At 72.1% G+C, this 21,483-nt stretch carries 20 protein-coding genes and 1 pseudogene; 13 read left to right on the forward strand and 8 right to left on the reverse strand.

Translation table 11 applies throughout. From position 1 onward, the window contains the following. Window positions 1-74: 74 nt before the first annotated feature. The 6 genes from BLW82_RS32800 to BLW82_RS32825 form a co-directional block, all read right to left on the reverse strand. The gene (locus BLW82_RS32800) at window positions 75-1,064 is read right to left on the reverse strand and encodes a zinc-dependent alcohol dehydrogenase family protein (protein ID WP_093504582.1); all 990 of its coding nucleotides are present in this window, start codon (window positions 1,062-1,064) and stop codon (window positions 75-77) included. Continuing rightward, a complete protein-coding gene (locus BLW82_RS32805; RefSeq protein WP_093504584.1) occupies window positions 1,061-1,906 on the reverse strand; it encodes a carbohydrate ABC transporter permease in 846 nt (281 codons plus the stop codon). Before BLW82_RS32805 ends, BLW82_RS32800 begins: the two co-directional genes overlap by 4 nt. After that, entirely contained in the window at window positions 1,903-2,838 is a 936-nt protein-coding gene (locus tag BLW82_RS32810; protein ID WP_093504586.1) for a carbohydrate ABC transporter permease, read from the reverse strand. The genes BLW82_RS32805 and BLW82_RS32810 overlap by 4 nt, the downstream gene beginning before the upstream one ends. Next, window positions 2,835-4,214: an ABC transporter substrate-binding protein gene (locus BLW82_RS32815; protein ID WP_093504588.1), complete on the reverse strand. Its 1,380-nt coding sequence runs from the start codon at window positions 4,212-4,214 to the stop codon at window positions 2,835-2,837. Before BLW82_RS32815 ends, BLW82_RS32810 begins: the two co-directional genes overlap by 4 nt. Before the next feature lie 76 nt (window positions 4,215-4,290). Further along, the gene (locus tag BLW82_RS32820; protein ID WP_093504590.1) at window positions 4,291-5,061 is read right to left on the reverse strand and encodes a DeoR/GlpR family DNA-binding transcription regulator; all 771 of its coding nucleotides are present in this window, start codon (window positions 5,059-5,061) and stop codon (window positions 4,291-4,293) included. Window positions 5,062-5,377: 316 nt separating this feature from the next. Beyond that, window positions 5,378-6,187 carry an NAD-dependent epimerase/dehydratase family protein gene (locus BLW82_RS32825; RefSeq protein ID WP_093504592.1) on the reverse strand — a complete coding sequence of 270 codons (810 nt, stop codon included), beginning with the start codon at window positions 6,185-6,187 and terminating at the stop codon, window positions 5,378-5,380. Window positions 6,188-6,438: 251 nt separating this feature from the next. Between BLW82_RS32825 and BLW82_RS32830 the strand changes: the two genes are divergently transcribed. Further along, window positions 6,439-7,380, forward strand: a complete 942-nt coding sequence (locus tag BLW82_RS32830; protein WP_093504594.1) for a 5-dehydro-4-deoxyglucarate dehydratase — start codon at window positions 6,439-6,441, stop codon at window positions 7,378-7,380. Window positions 7,381-7,409: 29 nt separating this feature from the next. Then, entirely contained in the window at window positions 7,410-8,570 is a 1,161-nt protein-coding gene (locus tag BLW82_RS32835) for a hypothetical protein (protein WP_093508400.1), read from the forward strand. On the opposite strand, the gene BLW82_RS32840 is transcribed toward BLW82_RS32835, so the two are convergent. After that, window positions 8,513-9,748: an MFS transporter gene (locus tag BLW82_RS32840; RefSeq protein ID WP_093504596.1), complete on the reverse strand. Its 1,236-nt coding sequence runs from the start codon at window positions 9,746-9,748 to the stop codon at window positions 8,513-8,515. The genes BLW82_RS32835 and BLW82_RS32840 overlap by 58 nt on opposite strands. A 183-nt stretch (window positions 9,749-9,931) precedes the next feature. Here BLW82_RS32840 and BLW82_RS32845 point away from each other — a divergent pair, with 183 nt between their 5' ends. The 8 genes and pseudogenes from BLW82_RS32845 (at window position 9,932) to BLW82_RS32880 (ending at window position 16,556) form a co-directional block, all read left to right on the forward strand. After that, window positions 9,932-10,339, forward strand: coding sequence for a DUF6010 family protein (locus tag BLW82_RS32845; protein ID WP_093504598.1), 408 nt, complete (start codon window positions 9,932-9,934; stop codon window positions 10,337-10,339). A gap of 28 nt (window positions 10,340-10,367) precedes the next feature. Next, entirely contained in the window at window positions 10,368-10,949 is a 582-nt protein-coding gene (locus tag BLW82_RS32850) for a TIGR03086 family metal-binding protein (protein ID WP_093504600.1), read from the forward strand. 51 nt (window positions 10,950-11,000) lie between these two features. Next, window positions 11,001-11,436 (forward strand): annotated as a pseudogene (locus tag BLW82_RS32855) (MBL fold metallo-hydrolase); the annotation flags it as partial. A 357-nt stretch (window positions 11,437-11,793) separates the two neighbouring features. Continuing rightward, window positions 11,794-12,459, forward strand: a complete 666-nt coding sequence (locus BLW82_RS32860; RefSeq protein WP_093504602.1) for a GntR family transcriptional regulator — start codon at window positions 11,794-11,796, stop codon at window positions 12,457-12,459. Beyond that, window positions 12,456-13,367 (forward strand): dihydrodipicolinate synthase family protein, encoded by a 912-nt coding sequence (locus BLW82_RS32865; protein WP_093504604.1) that lies wholly within the window; start codon window positions 12,456-12,458, stop codon window positions 13,365-13,367. The genes BLW82_RS32860 and BLW82_RS32865 overlap by 4 nt, the downstream gene beginning before the upstream one ends. Further along, entirely contained in the window at window positions 13,364-15,109 is a 1,746-nt protein-coding gene (gene araD, locus BLW82_RS32870) for an L-arabinonate dehydratase (RefSeq protein WP_093508401.1), read from the forward strand. Before BLW82_RS32865 ends, araD begins: the two co-directional genes overlap by 4 nt. 75 nt (window positions 15,110-15,184) lie before the next feature. Then, the gene (locus BLW82_RS32875; RefSeq protein WP_177232772.1) at window positions 15,185-15,337 is read left to right on the forward strand and encodes a hypothetical protein; all 153 of its coding nucleotides are present in this window, start codon (window positions 15,185-15,187) and stop codon (window positions 15,335-15,337) included. Between the two features lie 70 nt (window positions 15,338-15,407). After that, complete coding sequence (locus tag BLW82_RS32880; RefSeq protein ID WP_093504608.1) at window positions 15,408-16,556, forward strand: Gfo/Idh/MocA family protein; 1,149 nt, start codon at window positions 15,408-15,410, stop codon at window positions 16,554-16,556. Between the two features lie 597 nt (window positions 16,557-17,153). Here the strand turns inward: BLW82_RS32880 and BLW82_RS32885 are convergent. Continuing rightward, the gene (locus BLW82_RS32885) at window positions 17,154-18,521 is read right to left on the reverse strand and encodes a cytochrome P450 (protein WP_093504610.1); all 1,368 of its coding nucleotides are present in this window, start codon (window positions 18,519-18,521) and stop codon (window positions 17,154-17,156) included. A 265-nt stretch (window positions 18,522-18,786) separates the two neighbouring features. Between BLW82_RS32885 and BLW82_RS32890 the strand changes: the two genes are divergently transcribed. The 3 genes from BLW82_RS32890 (at window position 18,787) to BLW82_RS32895 (ending at window position 21,463) form a co-directional block, all read left to right on the forward strand. Beyond that, window positions 18,787-19,584: an HAD family acid phosphatase gene (locus BLW82_RS32890; RefSeq protein ID WP_093504612.1), complete on the forward strand. Its 798-nt coding sequence runs from the start codon at window positions 18,787-18,789 to the stop codon at window positions 19,582-19,584. 174 nt (window positions 19,585-19,758) lie between these two features. Further along, window positions 19,759-19,917 carry a hypothetical protein gene (locus tag BLW82_RS44675; protein ID WP_177233151.1) on the forward strand — a complete coding sequence of 53 codons (159 nt, stop codon included), beginning with the start codon at window positions 19,759-19,761 and terminating at the stop codon, window positions 19,915-19,917. Between the two features lie 94 nt (window positions 19,918-20,011). Further along, window positions 20,012-21,463 carry an NCS2 family permease gene (locus BLW82_RS32895; RefSeq protein WP_093504614.1) on the forward strand — a complete coding sequence of 484 codons (1,452 nt, stop codon included), beginning with the start codon at window positions 20,012-20,014 and terminating at the stop codon, window positions 21,461-21,463. The last annotated feature ends 20 nt before the right edge of the window (window positions 21,464-21,483 follow it).

Here is a 21,483-nt window from a genome sequence, read left to right on the forward strand (position 1 = left end):
GGGTGAACGAGCGACCCCGCTTTACCGTTCCCTTAAACTTCTGCGGCACCAGGACTTCTCCACCGCCACGGTTTCTACGGCACCACCACGATCTTCCGTCCCACGCCCGCCGCGAACTGCTCCAGTGCCTGCGGGTAGCTGTCCAGCGGCAGCCGGTCGCTGATGAAGATCTCCGGGTCCAGGACCCCGTTCGCGAACAGCTCCGCCGCCCGCTCGTAGCTGTGCAGCACGGCCATGGAGCCGGTGATGGTGAGCTCCTGGTTGTAGATGCGGTACGGGTCGATCGTCACCCGGGTCGCGTAGTCGGCGACGCCGAACTGGAGGAACGTGCCGGCCTTGGCGACCCGCCCCAGACCGTCCTGGATCGCCGCCGCGTTCCCGGTCGCGTCGATGACCACCTCCCAGCCCCGCGGCCGGTCCAGCTCGTCCGCGTTCGCGGCGGTCGCCGAGACGCCCAGCCGCTGGGCGGTCTCCAGGCGGGCCGGGTTCAGGTCGACCATGTCGACGCTCGCCGCGCCGGTCCGCTTGGCCAGCTCCAGCATCATCAGGCCCATGGTCCCGGAACCGTAGATCAGGACGTGCGCGCCCAGCCGCGACCTGAGGACGTCGTAGCCGCGCACCGCGCAGGACAGCGGCTCGACCAGGGCCGCGTCCTGGGTGCGGACGTGCTCGGGGAGCTTCACGCAGTTGGCGACGGGGGCCACCGCGTACTGGGCGGCGCCGCCCGGCACGGTCACGCCGATCGCGGCCCAGCGTTCGCAGAGGTTGTTGTGGCCGTCGCGGCAGTAGCGGCACTCGTAGCAGTACAGGGACGGGTCGACCGCGACCCGGTCACCGACCGCAACCTCGGTGACCTGGGTGCCCACGCCGACCACCTCGCCGGCGAACTCGTGGCCCGGCACGATCGGCAGCTTGGGCGCGAACTCGCCCTGGAGGATGTGCAGATCGGTGCCGCACAGCCCGCAGGCGGCGACTTCCACCACGACCTCGCGGGGGCCGGGTGTCGGGTCGGGGACCTCGGTGACGACGGCACGGCCCACGGACTCGATGACGGCGGCCTTCATTTCACGGCTCCCAACGACAGGCCCTGGACCAGCTTGTCCTGGGCGGCGAACCCCGCGGCGAGCACCGGCAGGGAGACGACGAGCGACGCGGCGCACACCTTGGCCAGGAACAGGCCCTGGCTGGTGATGAAGCCGGTCAGGAAGACGGGGGCGGTCTCGGCGACCACGCCCGTCAGGACTCGGGCGAAGAGAAGTTCGTTCCAGCTGAAGATGAAGCAGATCAGCGAGGTGGCGGCGATGCCGGGCAGGGCGATCGGGGCGACCACGCGCGCGAGGATCGTCGGCAGGCGGGCGCCGTCGATCTGCGCCGCCTCGATCACCGCGACCGGGACCTCGGCGAGGAAGGACTGCATCATCCACACCGCGATCGGCAGGTTCATGGAGGTGTAGAGGATGACCAGGAACCAGATGTTGTCCAGCATCCCGGTGTTCTTCGCGAAGAGGTAGATCGGCAGCAGGCCTGCCACCACCGGCAGCATCTTGGTGGAGAGGAAGAAGAACAGGACGTCGGTCCACTTCTTCACCCGCCGGATCGACAGCGCGTACGCCGCCGGGAAGGCCAGCACGAGGACGAGGAGGGTGGAGACGATGGCGGCGACCGCCGAGTTGACCAGCGCCGGCCAGGGGCTCGCGCCGCCGCCCGCGCCGAAGAACTCGCGGTAGCCGTCGAGGGTGAGGGCGGCGCCGAAGGAGGGCGGGTTGGTCGCCGCGTCTGCCTCGGAGTGGAAGGACGTCAGCGCCATCCAGGCGATGGGGAAGAAGAAGACGATGCCGACCAGCCAGGCCACCAGGCCGATGCCGAGGCCCCGGCGCTGTCGTACGCGAAGGGTGAGGGTGCTCATGCGCGGGACGCCTCCTCGCGGAACAGGGACGACACCACGCGCAGGGCGAAGGTCGCGATGATGATCGAGCCGATGACGACCAGGACGCCGGCGGCCGAGGCGAGGCCGTTCTCATGGGCCTGGTAGAAGCTCTGGTACACGGTGTAGGGGAGGTTGGCGGTGCCCAGGCCGCCGGACGTGATGGTGAAGACCGCGTCGAAGTTCTGGACGATGTAGATGCAGCCCAGCAGGGCGCCGAGTTCGAGGTAGCGGCGCAGGTGGGGAAGGGTGAGGTGGCGGAAGACCTGCCATTCGTTCGCGCCGTCGACCCGCGCCGCCTCGATCTGCTCGGGGTCCCGGCTCTGCAGCCCGGCGAGCAGGATCAGCATCATGAACGGCGTCCACTGCCACACCAGGGCGGCCTCCACGGCCAGCAGCGGGGTGTTGGAGATCCAGTCGGGCTGCGGTCCGCCGACGTAGTGCAACAGGCCGTTGAGGAGGCCGTACTCCGGGTTGTAGAGGACGTGCTTCCAGAGCAGGGCGGCGGCGACCGGGACCACCAGGAACGGGGCGATCAGCAGGGTGCGCACGACGCCCCGGCCGCGGAACCTGTTGTTCAGGAGCAGTGCGAGGGCGAGGCCGAGGACCAGGCTGACCAGGACCACGGTCACGGTGAGCAGCACGGTCGTCCAGACCGAGTGGCGCAGGTCGGCGTCGGTGAGGACCTGGCGGTAGTTGTCGACGCCGGCGAAGTGGCGGGCCTTCGGGTAGAGGGAGTTCCAGTCGAAGAAGGAGATGACCACCGTGGCCACGAAGGGCAGCTGCGTCACGACGATCATGAAGACCAGGGCGGGCAGGAGGGGGGCCCGGGTGGCCCAGGCGCGCAGGCGGGCGGAGGGCGGCCGCGTGGCGCGTACGGGTGTCGCTGCGTAGGGGGCTGTCGTCACGGTCATCGTCCCTCGTACTCCTTGGAGATCTTCTCGGCGAGCTGCTGGGACTTCTTGAGGGCCGAGTCGACGGACTGCCGTCCGGCGATGGCCGAACTGATCTCCTGGGAGACCTTGGTGCCGAGATCGGTGAACTCGGGGATGTCGACGAACTGGATGCCGGGCGCGGGCCGCGGCTGGACGCCGGGGTCGTTCGGGCGGGCGCTCTCGATGGCCTCCTTGGTCATCTCCTGGAAGGCGGCGGCCGACTTCACGTAGTCCGGGTTCGTGTACGTCGACGCGCGCTTGCCCGCCGGGACGTTGGACCAGCCGCCGGTCTGGCCGCCGCTCCGGCCGACCAGCTCCTCGTACTCCTTGCTGGACGCCCAGGAGACGAACTTCCAGGCCTTGTCGGGGTTGCGGGAGGCCTTCTGGATGCCCCAGGCCCAGGTGTAGAGCCAGCCGGAGGACTTGGTCTGCTCCACGGGCGCGGGGACGTAGCCGAGCTTGCCCTTGACCGGGGAGCCGTTCGCCTCCAGGAGGCCGGCCGCGCTGGTGGCGTCGTACCACATGGCGACCTTGCCCTGGGTCATGTTGTTGAGGCACTCGGCGAAGCCGGACTGCGGGGCGCCGGACTCGCCGTGCCTGCGGACCAGGTCGACATAGAACTTCGTCGCCTTCTCGAAGCCGGACCCGGTCAGCTGCGCCTTCCAGTCCTTGTCGAACCAGGTGCCGCCGAAGGTGTTCACCACCGTGGTCAGCGGCGCCATCAGCTCGCCCCAGCCGGGCAGGCCGCGCAGGCAGATGCCGCGCATGCCGGACCGGGCGCCGTCCGCCTTGGCGGCGAGGTCGGCGACCTGCTGCCAGGTGGGGTGGGCGGGCATCGTCAGGCCCTTCGCCGCGAACACGTCCTTGCGGTACATCAGGAACGACGACTCGCCGTAGAAGGGCTCGCCGTAGAGCTTGCCGTCGTCGGCGGTCAGGGACTCGCGCATCGGCTGCAGGATGTCCTGCTGGTCGAAGCCCGGGTCCTTCGCGACGTACGGGTCCATCTCGTGCAGCCAGCCGTTGCGGGCGTAGATCGGGATCTCGTAGTTGGACAGGGTGGCCACGTCGTACTGGCCGGCCTGGTTGGCGAAGTCCTGGCTGATCTTGTCCCGGACGTCGTTCTCGGGCAGGACGGTGAAGTTGACCTTGATGCCGGTCTCCTGGGTGAAGCGCGGGGCGAGCTTCTGGAGTTCCGTCATCTGGGGGTTGTTGACCATCAGCACGTTGATCGAGTCGCCGCCGGAACCGGACCCGCCCGCACCGACCCAGCAGCCGGAGAGCAGCGGGGCGAGCAGCGTCCCTGCGGCGGCCATGGCGAGGGTGACTCGCGGCCTCCGTCGGCTCGGGGTTCGCATGGATCACTCCTGGAGGAATGGGGAGATATGGGGCATCAAGAGGTGTGGAGAGCCCTCGGGGGAGGGTGATGGTGGGTCAGACCCGGATGACCTGCGGGCCCAGCAGGGAGTAGCGGTGGGCCTCGGCCGTGGGCAGCAGGGTGCTCGTCACGATCGACTCCAGGGCGCCGACCTCGGCGAAGCGGCAGAAACTGACGGCTCCGAACTTGGTGTGCACGCCCGCGAAGACCGTCCGGCGCGCGGCCCGGACGGCCTGCGCCTTGACCTCGCCGACGGCGGGGTCCGGGGTGGTCAGCCCGTGCTCGCGCGAGATGCCGTTGGCACCGATGTAGGCGAGATCGAGGACGAAACCGGCGAGCATCTTCGTCGTCCAGTGGTCGACGGTGGCCAGCGTGCCGGCCCGGACCCGGCCGCCCAGCAGCAGGACCGACATGTTCTCCGCCTCGGCCAGCGCGCCCGCGACCGGCAGCGACGCCGTCACCACGGTCAGCGGCCGGTCCGTCGGCAGTGCCTCGGCGATGAGCTGGGGGGTGAAGCCCTCGTCGACGAAGACGGTCTCGGCGTCGCCCAGCAACTCGGCGGCGGCCGACGCGATCCGCCGCTTCTCCGGCACGTGGCTGGTCGACCGGAAGGCGAGCGTGGTCTCGAAACCGGCGCTCTCGACGGGATACGCGCCCCCGTGGGTACGGCGCACCAGGCCGTGGTCCTCCAGGGCGCGCAGGTCGCGCCGGATGGTCTCCTTGGCCACGCCCAGGGCGTCGGCGAGCGCGGTGACGTCGACGGAGCCCGTGGCGCGCGCGGCCCGCACGATCTCGCGCTGGCGTTCCTCCGCCGTCTGCGTGCTCATCCCGTCACCCACTTCCTTGTGGAACCGCACGGAGCCGCGGGGAGGCGCGTGGTTGCGCGTGCGGCTGCGTGGAGCTGCCCGTTCGGGCCATGCAGCAAGTTCTACAGCGGGTGTGCGAGGCTGACCAGGCCTGTTGCGGGCCCGATACTGCCCGCCTGCGCCCGTTTGCCGGGCGCGGTGCCCGCCTCGGACCTGCGCGGCTGTGCCGGCAGGGGTGGGAGCGGGCGCCCGGGATGCCCGAACACGGCGGCGGGCGGGCCCGTTCGGTGCCCGCCCGCCGCCGTGAGCGATCGTTTTCCGCCGCCCGGCCCGTCGCTCAGTACGGCCAGACAGGCGGGTCGTCGACGAACCGGCCGCCGAGGTGGGTGTGGGCCGGCTTCTCCGGGTCCAGTTCGCCGTGCTCGGCGATCAGCTTCTCGGCGAACCGCTCGGAGTCGTCCTGCGGCTCGTAACCGAGCGCCCGCGCGGTGCTCAGGTCCCACCACAGCCGGGTGTTGGCCGACGAGCCGTAGACGACGGTGTGGCCGACCTCCTCGGCGGTCAGCGCCGCGTGGAAGAGGCGCGCGCCGTCGGCGGGGCTCATCCACACCGAGAGCATCCGCACGTCGGCCGGCTCGGCGAAGCAGGAGCCGATGCGGACGGAGACCGTCTCCAGGCCGTGCTTGTCCCAGTACAGCTGGGCGAGGTCCTCGCCGAACGACTTGGACAGGCCGTAGAAGGTGTCCGGGCGGCGCGGGGTGGCGACCGGGATCAGCGGATCGCCGGCGCGCGGGGCCGGGGTGAAGCCGACGGCGTGGTTGGAGGAGGCGAAGACGATGCGCGGCACGCCGGCCTCGCGCGCGGCCTCGTACAGGTTGTAGGTGCCCTCGATGTTCGAGCGGAGGATCTTCTCGAACGGTGCTTCCAGGGAGATCCCCGCCAGGTGCAGTACCGCGTCCACGCCCTGTACGGCGGCCCGCAGCGCGTCCTTGTCGCCCAGGTCGGCGGTGATCGCCTCCGGTGCGCCCTCGACCGGGCGCACGTCGAACAGGCGCAGCTCGTAGCCGTACTCCGGGAGCAAGGACCGCATCAGGGTGCCGAGTCCGCCGGCGGCACCGGTGAGCAGTAGCGTGCGGGGCGTGGGCATGCACGGTCTCCTTGGATCGACTCCGGTCGCGTACGTGTCTGGCATTCACATTCATGGACACGCTAGGGAGCTGCGGCGCGCCGAGTCAAGTGTGCCGTGGAGTGCGGCAATCCGCTCGACTGTTGGTCGTTTGCCGCCTTGACCGGCCCCAAGGGCGCCTCGTAACGTGGTCGCGTTCATGAATATGGACGCCGATCAGGGACATGCATCAGCAACACGATCTGCGTCGACCGCCTCGACAGGGAGCGCCCGTGACGCCAGCCCCTCTCGCCGCCCGGCTCCGTGACCCGCGCGGGCCGCTCTTCTTCCCCGTCACCGCCTACGGCCCCGACGGCTCCCTCGACCTCGACGCCTACCGCGAGCACGTCCGCCGCGGGGTCGAGGCCGGTGCCGCCGCCGTCTTCGCCTGCTGCGGCACCGGGGAGTTCCACGCGCTGCTCCCGGAGGAGTTCGAGACCTGCGTGGGCGCGGCCGTGGAAGCGGCCGGCGGGCGGGTACCGGTGGTGGCCGGCGCCGGCTACGGCACCGCACTCGCCGTACGCTACGCGCGTCTCGCCGAGGCCGCCGGCGCCGACGGCCTCCTCGCCATGCCGCCCTACCTGGTCGTCGCCGGCCAGGAGGGCCTGCTCCGGCACTACCGCGAGGTGGCGGCGGCCACCGGTCTCCCCGTGATCGTCTACCAGCGCGACAACGCCGTGTTCGCCCCGCCCACCGTCGTCGAACTCGCCCGCACCGAGGGCGTCATCGGCTTCAAGGACGGCCTCGGCGACCTGGACCTCATGCAGCGCATCGTCAGCGCCGTCCGCACCGAGGCCCCCGGCGACTTCCTCTACTTCAACGGCCTGCCCACCGCCGAGCAGACCCAGCTCGCCTACCAGGCCATCGGCATCGACCTCTACTCCTCCGCCGTCTTCTGCTTCGTCCCCGAGATCGCCCTCGCCTTCCACGCCGCCCTGCGCGAGGGCGACCGGGCGACGGCCGAGCGCCTGCTGGACGGCTTCTACCGCCCGTTCGTCGAACTCCGCGCCCAGGGCCGGGGCTACGCCGTCTCGCTGGTCAAGGCGGGAGTACGGCTGCGCGGCCTGGACGTCGGCGAGGTCCGCCCCCCGCTGCACGAGCCGGCCGAGGACCACGTGAAGCAGCTCGCCCAGCTAATCGAGCGCGGGTACGCACTGCTGGAGGAGGGCGCGTGACGCACCCCGGAGCGAGCAGCCCGGGGCGGCTGAAGACGTCGGCGTTCGTGTACCCCTGGGACGTCAACGGGGACCCCGCCGCCCCGGAGCGCATCGCCGCACTCGGCGTCGACCAGGTGACCCTGGCCTCCGCCTACCACTCCACCCGCGCCCTGACCCCCCGCCACCCCCGCCACCGCATCGTCACCGCCGAACACGCCGCCGTCTACTACCCGGCCGACGCCGACCGCTGGACGGGCCGCGAGCTGCGCCCCCACCCGGCCGGCGACTGGGCCCCCGGCGACGCCCACGGCGAAGCGGCCGACGCCCTGCGCGGCGCCGGCCTCGAAGTCCACACCTGGGTGATCCTCGCCCACAACTCCCGCCTGGGCGCCGAGCACCCGGACACCTCCGTCGTCAACGCCTACGGCGACCGCTACCCCTGGGCACCCTGCATCGCCCAGCCCGCCACGCGCGCCTACCTGGCCGACCTCGCCGCCGAGGCCGCCGTCCGCCCCGGCGCGGCCGGCACCGAACTGGAGTCCCTCGGCTGGTACGGCCTCCAGCACCTGCACGCCCACGACAAGACCGCCGGGGTCGGCCTCGGCGACGCCGGCCAGTACCTGATGGCGCTGTGCTTCTGCCCCGCGTGCCGGGCCGGGTACGGCGTACAGGGCCTGGACGCCGACGAACTGGCCATCGCCGTACGGGAGGCCCTGGAGCCGCTGTGGCGGGGCAGGGGCGACGACGCCGGCTGGCCGACGGTGGAGAAGCTGCTCGGCGAGCCGGTCGCGGCGGCCACGCGCGCGTGGCGCGACGGACAGGCCCGCACGCTCCAGGAGGCGGCCGTGACCGCCGTCCGGGCGGCGGCCCCCGAAGGCTTCCAGGTGCTCCTGCACGCCGACCCGGTGACGTACCACTGCGGAGCCAACGTCGGGGTGGACCCGGCCTGGATCCTCTCCGTCGCGGACGGCGTCGTGGTCCCCTGCGCGGCCGGTACGGCCCTGCTCGCGCCCTTCGCCGCACACGCGCGCGCGGACACCGTCCTGGCCGCCAACTTCACGGTGGTCTCCGGCATGGGCGGCAGCCCCGCGACCCTCGCGGCCGACGCGGACCGCGCCCGGGCGCAGGGCGCGACCGAACTGCGGCTCTATCACGCCGGGTTGGCGTCCGACGGCGACCTGGCCGCGGTGCGGGAGGCACTGCGCTGACCCAGTGCCCCGGCGGTGAGCAGCAGCGCCCCGCCGAACACGGGCAACAGCAGCCGGTGGTCGACGAGTTCGACGAGGGCGGCCCCGACGGCCAGTCCGAGCACGTTCGGTGTGAACATCAGCGTGTCGGCCGTCGCGGTCGCCCGCCCCAGCGCGGCGGCCGGGATCCCGCGCTGTACGGCGGTGTAGGCGGCGATCAGGACACAGGGGAGGCCGAGACCACCGGCCAGGCTGCAGGCGAGCAGTGATAGGTCACATGGCACCGCCCGCCCCGCCACCGCCACCCCCGTCAGCGCGATCCCGCACGCCGCGAACCGCCGCTCCCCGAGCCGCCGCAGCGCGGGTCCCGAGACCAGCCCGACGCCCACCGAGCCGAGGCCCTGGACGGCGTACAGCACCCCCAGATAGGCGGGGGAGTGACCGAGGGCGGCCACGACGGCGTAGTTCAGGCCGCTGCCGAGCGAGGCGAGGCACATCGTGGCGCCGCCGGCCCGCACCAGCGAGCGCACGGCCGGGTTCGCCCGGATCAGCCGGACCCCTTCGGCGGTCTGCTCGCGCCACCTGCCGCGCGGTGCCCGTCCGGGCCGCTCCTCCCGCACCCGGAGCAGCGCGCACAGCCCCGCCGCCAGCACGAAGGTGCAGGCGTCCAGCAGCGCCACGGCCGGCCCGCCGTACGCCGTGTACAGCGCGGCGCCGGTCAGCGGGGCGACCAGCTTCATGCCCTCACGGGCGGTCATCCGCAGCCCGTTGAAGTCACCGAGGAGCGCCGGGTCGACGGCGGCGACGACCAGCGCGGAGTTCGCCGCGTCCTCGACGACGCCCGCCGCGCCGTAGAGGACGAGGACGGCGAAGAGCAGCCACACGGAGGCGGCGGAGCGAACCGTCCAGAGCGGCAGCAGGAGCAGCGCGAGCGCGAGGTTCGCGCGGACCACCAGGGGTTTGCGGCGCACGCGGTCGGCGAGGGTGCCGAGCGCGGGGCCGAGGAGGGTGGGGGCCCAGAGCGCGGCGGTGCACAGGGCGGCCAGGCCGTCGGAGCCGGTGAGGCCCTTGACCCAGACGCCGGACACGAGCCAGAGCGCGGAGGTGCCGAAGCCGGACACCACGACGCCGGTGAGGTACAGGGCCGCGTTGCGGTCGCGGAGCTGGCGGGCCGCGGCCCAGGAGGTGCTGGTCGTCATGCCTGCTCATCGTGGGTCTAAGACGGGGGCGGGGGGATCGGGAAGGTGCCTTAGAACCAGGCAGGCGACGCAGGCGCGGGCCAGGGCGGGACCCCCCTCCTGTGGGCCGCCCGGCGGGAATCCGTCGGACCCTGTCGCCGGGACCCATGGGGCGTTGGCGGCCGCGACCCTACCGTCGGCCCCATGCGTTACATCGCACCGATCCTCATCGGCCTCGGCTACGTCCTGCTCATGTCCCTCGTCCGCGAACCGCACCGGCGCCGCCTCAACGCGGTGACGGTCGGCGGCGCGGGTGCCGCGTACCTGAGCGGCGGTGGCCTGGGCGGCTGGGAGTTCGCGTTCACCGCACTGGCCACGTACGTCGCCTACCGGGGCCTGGACTCCTGGACCTTCGTCGGCGTCGGCTGGCTCCTGCACACCGCGTGGGACGTCGTCCACGACATCAAGGGCTCGCCGCTGATCCCGTTCTTCCTCGACTCGTCGTTCGGGTGCGCGCTCTGCGACCCGGTGATCGCGCTGTGGTGCTTCCTGGGCGGGGTGTCGGTGTGGCGGACCGATGAGTTTCGCAAGGCCGTGCGGTCCACCTCCTGAAGGCGACGACGCACCGGGAGGCAGCACGATGACTGGCACGACCATGATCGACCTCGGCCCGCAGACGAGGATCGTGGCGGAGCTCGCGGAGCGGGTGACGGACGGGCAGCTCGCGCTGACGACGCCCTGTCCTGACTACGCCGTCCGCCACCTGCTGGGGCATGTGGCGGGCCTGTCCGTGGCCTTCCGGGACGCGGCCCGCAAGGAGCTGGGGGCGACCACCGACCACCGCCCGGGCGCGGCGCTGCCCGTCCTCGGACCGGACTGGCGGCAGGAGCTGCCCAAGGCACTGGACGCGCTGGCGGAGGCCTGGCGGGACCCGTCCGCCTGGGACGGCATGACGCGCGCGGGCGGGATCGACCTGCCCGGCGGGGTGGCGGCCGTGGTCGCCACCGACGAACTGGTGATCCATGGCTGGGACCTGGCCCGCGCGACCGGCCAGGAGTACGTCCCCGATCCCACGGCCCTGGAGGCGGCGTACGGCTTCCTGCGGCTGGCGGCGGACGGCGACCGCGGCCCGTTCGGTCCCCGCGTGCCGGTGCCGGAGGGCGCGCGGTTGCTGGACCGGGCGGTGGGGCTGAGCGGGCGGGACCCGGAGTGGAGGCCGTAAAGGGGCGCGAACGGTGAGCGGTCGGGGACCCGGATCCGTACTCTCCTCGCCATGCCCGTGAGCCTCATCGTCCTCGGCACCGCCGCCCCCTGCCCTCGGCCCGGCCGCCCGCGCTCCGGTTACCTGGTGCGGGGCGGCGGGGCGGCGGTGCGGAGGTGTGGGTGGACGCCGGCACCGGGACCTTCGCGGAGTCGCGGCGGCACACTGATCCGGCGCGGCTCACCGCGATCCGGCTCTCGCACCTGCACGCGGACCGCAGCGCGGATCCGCCGGCCGCCGCGTACGCGTACGCCTTCGGCGGCCTGACCTCGGCCGCACCGGTCCCGGTCCACGCGCCGCGGGAGTGCGCGGCACGCCGGCGGGCTTCTTCGGCCTCCCCGGCCCGGGCTTCCTGAGCGGGATCCTCGACTTCCGCCCCCTGTACGACGGCCCCGCCGTCCAGCACGGGAACCTGCGGCTCGCCACCCGCGAGGCGAGGGGGCTCCGGGACGGCGGCGGCCGGGGCCGCGTCACTGCTCGCGGACCTCCCCGCCCCGATCCGCCACCCACGGCCGCAGGCTCCGCTCGGGGGTGCTCAGCATCTCGCCCGGGGACAGCTCGTCGGCCCGCGCACCTCCTCCTGGCGGAAGTGGTCCACCCGCAGTCCGGCGGCGGCCCGCCGCCGACCTCACGATCCGGGCTCCCTTCCACCAACCGCGTTCTCTGTCAGGGGCATTGACGAAACTCGGCCGTCCTCCTACCTTCATCCGCGTCGTCCCTCATACGTCATATATGAGACGCGATACGCGAGATCAGATACGTCAGATCAGGCCCCGCACCTGACACGTGACCCCGGGAGGCGCGCATGACCTCTGTGCCCGTGCCGATTCCGTCGCGGACGCAGTTCGTGCTGGACGCGATCAAGCACCGCATCCTGACAGGGCGGCTGACGCCCGGTCAGGCCCTGGTGGAGACCGAGCTCGCCGCGCAGTTCGGGGTGTCCAAGACGCCCGTGCGGGAGGCGCTCAAGACCCTCGCCGGGACCGGGCTGGTCGTGATGAGCCAGTACAAGGGCGTCACGGTGCGCAGGGTGGACGCGGACATGGCGCGGGAGGTCTACGACGTGCGGCTGCTCCTGGAACCCGAGGCGCTGCGGCGGGCCGTCCGGCGAGGCGCCTCCCTCGACGCCGCCCGGGACGCCCTCACCCGTGCCGGCGACGCCACCGACACCGCCGAACGCTCCCTCGCCAACCGCGACTTCCACCGCGCCCTCTACCTCCCGTGCGGCAACCCGCTCCTCGGCCGGATGCTCGACGAGGTCCGCGACCAGGCCGCCCTCGTCTCCGCGGTCGCCTGGGCCGCCTCCCCATCCTGGGAGCAGGAGGCCGGTGAGCACCGGGAGATCCTGCGGCTGGCGCTGGACGGTGACGCCGACGGTGCCGCCCGCGCCCTGCACACCCACATCGCGTCCTTCGTCGACCGGGCGTTTCCCCGGGCGGCAGGCCACGCGGAACAGGAAGGCCAGGAATGAGCAGCGTGCTGTTCGAGAGCCAACGGGCGGCGCTGGCCGACGTGGTGGCCATCCCGGTGACCCCGTTCGCCGCGGACGGCGGCGTCGACCAGGACGCCCACCGGGCCCTGCTGCGCCGGCTCCTCGACGGCGGCGTCCGCACCCTCACCCCCAACGGCAACACCGGTGAGTTCTACGCCCTCGCCCCGCAGGAGCGGCAGCTGGTCACCGAGCTGACCCTCGACGAGGCCGGGGACCGGGCGGCCGTCCTGGCCGGGGTCGGGCACGACATCGCGACCGCCGTCGCCGGCGCCCGGCACGCCCGCGAGCACGGCGCGCAGATGGTGATGGTCCATCAGCCCGTGCATCCGTACGTGTCGCAGGCGGGCTGGGTCGACTACCACCGGGCCGTCGCCGCGGCCGTCCCCGAGCTCGGTGTCGTCCCGTACATCCGCAACCCCCAGCTCCCCGGCGCCCGGCTCGCCGAACTCGCGGACGCCTGCCCCAACGTGATCGGTGTCAAGTACGCCGTCCCGGACGCCGCCAAGTTCGCCGCCTTCGCCCGGGACGCGGGGCTCGACCGGTTCGTCTGGGTCGCCGGGCTCGCCGAGCCCTACGCACCCTCCTACTTCTCGGCCGGCGCCACCGGCTTCACCTCCGGCCTCGTGAACGTCGCGCCGGCCGTTTCGCTGACCATGATCGAAGCGCTTCGATCCGGTGACTACCCGGCCGCCATGAAGGTCTGGGAACGGATCCGCCGGTTCGAGGAACTCCGGGCCGCGGACGGCTCAGCCGACAACGTCACCGTCGTCAAGGAGGCCCTGGCCGCCCTCGGCCTCTGCCGCCGCGACGTCCGCCCGCCCAGCAGGCAGCTGCCCGAGGAACGGCGCGCGGAGGTAGCCGCCATAGCCGCCGGGTGGTCGCTGTGAGCCCCGGTGGGAGCGCCCCGCGCAGGCGGCCCGAGGAGCTGCGGAGCCACCAGTGGTACGGCACCGAAGGGCTCCGCTCCTTCAGTCACCGCGCCCGTACCCGCCAGCTCGGCTACCTCCCCGAGGAGCACCTCGGCAAGCCGGTCATCGCCGTCCTCAACACCTGGTCGGACATCAATCCCTGTCATGCGCACCTCCGTGAGCGGGCGCAGGCGGTCAAGCGGGGAGTGTGGCAGGCGGGCGGGTTCCCGCTGGAGTTCCCGGTCGCCACCCTCTCGGAGACCTTCCAGAAGCCGACCCCGATGCTCTACCGCAACCTCCTCGCCATGGAGACGGAGGAGCTGCTGCGGTCGTACCCGGTCGACGGGGCCGTGCTGATGGGCGGCTGCGACAAGTCCACCCCGGCCCTCCTGATGGGCGCGGCCTCGGTGGACCTGCCGGCCGTCTTCGTGCCGGCCGGGCCCATGCTCCCGGGCCACTGGCGGGGCGAGGTCCTCGGTTCCGGCACCGACATGTGGAAGTACTGGGACGACAGGCGCGCCGGGCTCATCGGCGACTGCGAGATGACGGAGCTGGAGAGCGGACTGGCCCGTTCGCCCGGCCACTGCATGACCATGGGGACGGCCTCCACCCTCACCGCCGCCGCCGAGGCGCTCGGCGTGACCGTCCCGGGCGCGTCCAGCATCCCGGCCGTCGACTCCGGGCACGACCGGATGGCCGCCCGGGCGGGGATGCGGATCGTCGAACTCGTGCACCGGGACCGGAGGCTGTCCGAGCTGCTCACCCGCGACGCCTTCGAGGACGCGGTCACCACCGTCCTGGGGCTCGGCGGCTCCACCAACGCCGTCATCCACCTCATCGCCATGGCCGGCCGGGCGGGTGTGCGCCTCACCCTCGACGACTTCGACCGCATCGCGCGCACCGTGCCCGTCCTCGCCGACGTCCGCCCCGGCGGGCAGCGGTACCTCATGGAGGACTTCCACTTCGCGGGCGGCCTCCCCGGCTTCCTCTCCCGCATCCCCGACCTGCTCCACCTCGACCGGCCGACGGTGTCGTACGACACCTACCGCGAGCAGCTCGCCGGCGCCCGGGTGCACGACGACGACGTCATCAGGACCCGCGGCAACCCGGTGGCCGCCGAGGGCGGGGTCGCCGTGCTGCGCGGCAACCTCTGCCCGGACGGCGCGGTCATCAAGCACATCGCCGCCGAACCGCGGCTGCTCGAGCACACGGGTCCCGCCGTCGTCTTCGACGACTACCGGACCATGCAGCGCACCATCGACGACCCCTCCCTCGGGATCACCGCCGACAGCGTGCTCGTCCTGCGCAACGTCGGCCCCAGGGGCGGCCCCGGCATGCCCGAGTACGGCATGCTGCCCATCCCCGACCACCTCCTCAAGCAGGGCGTGCGGGACATGGTGCGGATCTCCGACGCCCGGATGAGCGGCACCAGTTACGGCGCCTGCGTGCTGCACGTCGCCCCCGAGGCGTACGTCGGCGGTCCGCTCGCCCTGGTCCGCACCGGGGACCCCATCACCCTGGACGTCGCGGCCCGCACCCTGCGACTCGACGTGGAGGAAGCGGAGCTGGCGCGGCGGCGGGCCGCGTGGTCGCCGCCGCCCGTGCGGTACCGACGCGGGTACGGCGCCCTCTACGACCAGCAGATCACCCAGGCCGACACCGGCTGCGACTTCGAGTTCCTGGCCCGGCCGGGAGAAGTGCCGGACCCGTACGCGGGCTGACCCCGGCCGGTGATCCTGAATCAGCGGCTTCATCAGGAACGTGCCGTACTCCCCGGAGGAGGCCGCCTGGGCAACGTGCCGTACTCCCCGGAGGAGGCCGCTTGGGCCGCCGGCTGCACCCGGCTCACGGCCTTCCCCGTCCTCGTCCCGCCGCTGCTCGTGATCGTCTTCACCTTCGTCCAGAAGCGGCTGATCACCGGCTTCGGCGCGGGGGCGGTGAAGGCATGAGACACCTCGCGGGCGGACCGGAGAAAACGCTTACTCTGCTCGCAATGATCGACGACGCAGGGAGGACGCTGTGAACTCTTCGCCCATCGACCTCGTACTGGCGGGGGCGCGCGGCCACGGCCGATGGCACCTGGAGAACATCCGCCGGCTCCAGGAGAAGGGGGTCGTACGCCTCGCCGGGATCTGCGAGCTGACCCCGCTGGGCGCCGACGAGCTGCCTAAGGGGCTCGGGCAGCCCGCCCAGTCGGCGGACTTCGGCGCCCTTCTCGATACGACCGGCGCCCGGATCGCCGTGATCTGCACGCCCATCCCCACCCACACGGACCTCGCCCTGACGGCCGCCGAGCGGGGCGTGCACCTGCTCCTGGAGAAGCCGCCCGCGCCGTCGTACGCCGAGTTCCGGCGGATGGCCGACGGGGTCGCGAAGGCGGGCGTGGCCTGCCAGATCGGCTTCCAGTCGCTCGGCTCGCACGCCGTGCCCGCGATCCGGCGGCTGATCGAGGAGGGCGCCGTCGGCGACGTGCTGGGCGTGGGCGGCGCGGGCGCCTGGGCCCGCCCCGAGGCCTACTACCGGCGGGCGCCCTGGGCCGGCAAGCGGCGGCTGAACGGCGTCGACGTCGTCGACGGGGTCCTCACCAACCCCCTCGCGCACGCCGTCGCCACCGGCCTCGCCCTGCTCGGCACGGACCGCGCCGAGGACGTCACCGGCATCGAGACCGAGTTGCTGCGCGCCAACGACATCGAGTCCGACGACACCTCCTGCGTCCGCGTCACCACCCCGCGCGGCCCGGTCACGGTCGCGGCCACGCTCTGCGCCGAGGAACCGGGGGACCCGTACGTCGTGGTGCACGGCACCGGCGGCCGGATCACCCACTGGTACAAGCAGGACCGGGTGCTGGTGCAGCGGGCCGGCCACGGCCCGGAGGAGACCGAGTACGGCAGCACGGACCTGCTGGAGAACCTCGCCGACCACCTCACCACCGGCGCGGCCCTGCTGGTGGAGCCGGACGCGACCGGCGCCTTCATGAAGGTCGTCGAAGCGATTCGTCTGGCCGGCGACCCGGCCGCGCTGCCCGCCGGCGCCTGGCACCGCCTGCCCGAGGACGGCCGCCGGGTCGTGACCGGCATCGACGCCCTGGTCGCGGCCGGCGCCGACACCCTCTCCCTCTACTCCGAACTGGGCGCCCCCTGGGCCCCGCCCGAGGAGATGAGCCGATGAGGGGCGACCGTCGGCCGGGTGCCGCGGACGCCGGGGCCGCCGCCTCCCCGCACTTCCGCGTCACTCCCTGCTGACCCGGACAGAAGAGCCGATCGATGAACGGCAGCATCCGCGGGCGACCAGGGCGACCGGGGCGACCGGGGCGACCAGGGCGACCAGGGCGACCAGGGCGACAAGGGCGGCGAGGGCTCCGGGAGGGCACGATCACCTTCTGGGACGACAACGGCGGTGTCCGCACCGACAATCCGCCGGCTCGACGGTCCCGGAGGTCCTCGCCCGCCAGTACTTCGCACGCCGCCGCCACGTCGAGAGTGTCGAGAGTGACGTCGACTTCGTCTTCGGGCGGCCCACGGCCGGGTACGAGGGCTGCCACCTCCGCACCCTGAACCGGACCGACCTGACGGGCGCCGCGTAGGGGTTCGTCCTCGCCCCGTCGGCGGCCGTCGCCCACCCGCACGGCTTCCCGGTGAGCCGGAGCCGCATCAGCAGCGAGGCCCCGGACGCCGCCCACGCCTTCTCCTTGGCCGCCGTCGGCTCCGGGACGACCGCGGGGATGCCCCGGCGGGCCGGTCGGCCGACCCGCCGAGGAAGCACGCGCTAGAGGCCGGCCCCGGCTCCGGCACGGATCCGGGGGCGGACGGTCATCCGCAGGGTGTGCGGCCTGACGGTGAGCCGGGCCACCTGGCGGATGACCTGGCCCTCGGAGAGTTCCAGCCGTACCGAACGCAGCATCGTCGCGAGCGCCGTGACCATCTCGGTGAGGGCGAGACGGTCCCCCATGCACTTGTGCTTGCCGTCCCCGAAGGGCAGGAACGCGCCCGGCGGAAGCTCCTGCGCGGGGTCCGCCCACCGGTCCGGGGAGAAGGCCTGCGGGTCGGGGAAGCGCTCGGGGTCGCGGTGCAGGGCGTGCTGGCAGTAGGCCAGTTCGGTGCCGGCGGGCAGGGTCCAGTCGCCGAGCCGGGTCTCCTCGGTGGTGCGGCGGGTGACCAGCCAGCCGGGGTGGTGCAGCCGCAGGGACTCGGTGATCACCCGGTTCAGGTACGGCAGCCGGGGCACGTCGTCGAAGGCGACCGGCCGTTCGCCGAGGACCTCGTCCAGCTCGGCCAGGATCCGGGCCTCGACATCGGGGTTGCGGGCGAGTTCGTAGAGGGTCCAGGACAGTACCGACGCCGTGGTCTCGGTGCCCGCGACGGCCAGGGTGAGGATCTCGGAGCAGATCTGATGCCCGGTCAGCGGCTCGCCGGTCTCCTCGTCGACGGCGCGCAGCAGCATGGACAGCATGTCCCCGGTGTCGTGCCCGGAGGCCTGCAGATCGTCGACGGCCGTGGTGATGGTGGCGCGTACGCCGTCCCGGGCCCGGTCGAAGCGGCGGTTGAAGGGCAGCGGCAGGCGTTCGGCCCAGTCGGGCACCATGATGCGGACACCCACGTCGTTCAGCACCACCGACAGGTCGCTGCGCAGCCGGCGGAAGACGGCGTCGTCGAGGCTGCCGGCGAACACGGTCTTGGCCAGCATGTCGAGGCTGAGCCCGACCATCGCCTCGCGTACGTCGAGGGTCCGCCCGGGCTCCCAGCGGGCGACCGTGGCCGTCACCTCGCCGCGCATGATGTCGACGTACCGGCTGATCTCGGTGTGGGCGAACGCCGGTTGCAGCTGGCGGCGCTTGCGTACGTGGTTCCGGCCGACGGCGGTGACGACACTGTCGCCCAGCAGCTGGCCCAGCTTGTCGTAGAGCCGGCCCTTGTCGAGGGTGGGCCCCAGGGCCTTGAGCATCTGGTGGATCAGGGCCGGGTCCTGGACCACGATGGTGCGCGTCCCGGGTTGCAGGACGATCTCCACGAGCGGCTCCCGTGTCTCGCGCAGCGAGTCGATGAAGCCGAGGTTGTCGCGCATCTTCAACGCGTGGCCGATGAACGGAAACGATCCTGCGGCGCGGGGTATGGGGGGAGGCGCGGTGGACGTCACGGGTCATCCCTTCGCGGCAATCATGGGCGCCTCTATGACTTCCCTGAGCTTTCCGCGGCGCAATCCTGTCATGCGCGTGTCCTGTGCCACGGGGTACAGGCGGGTGGGGAGGGCGGGGGAGCCCCGCGGCGGAGTCCGTACGACCGACCAGTCGTACGGCCCGTGGTGAGTATCAATCAGATAACAGGCGTGCCGAATTTCGTGTGATGCGCGTAGACATTGCGTGAGCTGGTGCAACACCTTCCCACCCAGACGCGGAGATTACATGCGGAAACCACTCAGAGCAGTCGCTGTCACCGCTGCCTGTGCGCTCGCCGGCGGTGCCCTCTACGGCGCCGGTGCTGCCACGGCCGGCCAGTCGACCGCGAACTCCACCCACGAGCCGTACAACATCGGGCTCCTGGTGAAGGACATCGACACCTACTACGGCACCGCCGCCGACGCCAACGGCGTCTACCAGGCCTCGCCGACCAGCCCGTACGCCAAGGACCTGGCGCGCATCGACGCGGACGCCGAGCGCTACATCGACCGGGCCGCGCGCAAGGCGCACCGCAAGGGCGAGAAGCCCGCGGTCGTCTTCGACATCGACGACACGCTGCTGCTCAGCCTGGACTACGAGAAGCGCTACAACTACACGTACAACAGCGCCACCTGGGCGGCCTACGTCAACAAGGCCGACCGCCCGGGTGTCTTCGGCAGCGCCGAGCTCGTGCAGTACGCGGCGAAGGCGGGCGTGGAGGTCTTCTACAACTCCGGCCTCAGCGAGGCGCAGCGCACCGCCGCGGTCGAGAACCTGAAGAAGATCGGTGCCGACGTCAACCTCGACAGCGCGCACATGTTCCTCAAGGACGCGGCCAACCCGCCGTCCTACCTGAGCGGCTGCGCCACCGCGGGCAGCTGGACCTGCACGACCGTGCAGTACAAGTCCGGCACCCGCAAGCACATCGAGACGGACCTCGGGTACGACATCGTCGCCAACTTCGGCGACCAGTACTCGGACCTGGACGGCGGCCACGCGGACCGCACGTACAAGCTGCCGAACCCGACGTACTTCGTGTCGTAGTCGAGGAAGACGGCAACCCTTTCCGGCCGCCGCGGCGACTGGGGGACAGAAACGGGCCGGGGCGGCCCCTCCGGCCCGTTTCGCTCCCAGGTCGGACACGTCCCGCACGTCACCCACGTCGAGGACGCGTCGCCGCGGGTGCGGGCGGCGTCCGTCTCGGCCTGTCGAGCGGCGGTGCCCAGGCCGCCACCCACCGCCACCCTCAAGTCGACGGTGAGCGGCGCCGCTTCGAACCGCGTCCCGCTCAAGGCCCGCAGCGGCGAGAAGGTGAAGGCCGACGGCTCCGAGCGTCCCGCAGGGCAGTGGCCCGCCGGGATCTGCGGCAGCTGCTGATTCCGTAACACAGGGAAAACCTGAAACAGGTTCGACGCGGGAACAATCCAGCCAGCATCCGCACACGCACGCTCTGGGGACGAGGAGTTCGACCATGTCCGAGACGCAGAAGGCGGCCCCGCCGCAGGGGGCCGCGCCGCCTGCCGGGAACGGCGTCGACCGGTTCTTCAGGATCTCCGAACGAGGATCCACCTTCGGCCGGGAGATACGTGGCGGCTTCGCCACGTTCTTCACCATGGCCTACATCCTTGTCCTGAACCCCATCATCCTCGGCAGCGCCAAGGACAAGTTCGGCCACACCCTCGACACCGGCCAACTCGTCACCGCCACCGCGCTGGTGGCCTGTGTGATGACGGTCATCATGGGCGTCGGCGGCAACCTGCCCCTCGCCATCGCGGCCGGACTCGGCCTCAACGCCGTCGTGGCCTTCCAGCTGGCGCCGCTGATGAGCTGGTCCGACGCGATGGGCCTGGTCGTCCTCGAAGGCCTGCTGATCTGTGTGCTCGTCCTGACCGGCCTGCGCGAGGCCATCATGAACGCCATCCCGCAGCAGCTGAAGCAGGCGATCGGCGTCGGCATCGGCCTGTTCATCGCGTTCATCGGCTTCGTCGACGCGGGCTTCGTCAGCCGGATCCCGGACGCCGCGGACACCACCGTGCCGGTGCAGCTCGGTGCCGTCGGACGGCTCACCGGCTGGCCCGTGCTCGTCTTCTGCGTCGGCGTGCTCCTGACCATCGCGCTGGTCGCGCGGAAGGTGAAGGGGGCGATCCTGATCAGCATCGTCACGATGACCGTGGTGGCGATCGTCATCAACTCCGCCGCGGACATCAAGAGCTGGGGCCTGACCACGCCGAAGATCCCCGACAAGGTCGTGGGCACGCCCGACTTCGGGCTCATCGGTCACTTCAGCCTGTTCGGCGGCTTCGGCAAGGCCGGCGTGCTCACCGCCGTGCTGCTCGTCTTCACCCTGATCCTGTCCGACTTCTTCGACGCCATGGGCACGATCGTCGGCATCAGCGCGGAGGCCGGGCTGCTCGACGAGCAGGGGCAGGTGCCGGGCATCGGGCGGGTGCTCTTCATCGACGGCGCGGCGGCGGTGGCCGGCGGCCTCGGCTCGGCCTCCTCCAACACGGCGTACATCGAGTCGGCGGCGGGGGTGGGCGAGGGGGCCCGCACCGGGTTCGCCAACCTGATCACCGGCGGACTGTTCGGTCTCGCCCTCTTCCTCACGCCGCTGCTGACCATCGTCCCGCTGCAGGCGGCGGCGCCCGCGCTGATCGCCGTGGGCTTCCTGATGATGACCCATGTCAAGCACATCGACTGGGACCGGTACGAGATCGCGATCCCGGCGTTCCTGACGATCGCCGCGATGCCGTTCACCTACTCCATCACCGACGGCATCGGAGCGGGCTTCCTGGCGTACGTCGTGATCAAGGCGGTGCTGGGGAAGGCGAAGGAGGTCAACTGGCTGTTGTGGGCCGTGTCCGCGCTGTTCCTGGTGTACTTCGCGATCGATCCGGTGGAGCAGGTGCTGGGGGTGAAGTAGGGGGTGGGGCGCGGGGGTGC

Source organism: Streptomyces sp. Ag109_O5-10 (assembly GCF_900105755.1).
Lineage (GTDB): Bacteria > Actinomycetota > Actinomycetes > Streptomycetales > Streptomycetaceae > Streptomyces.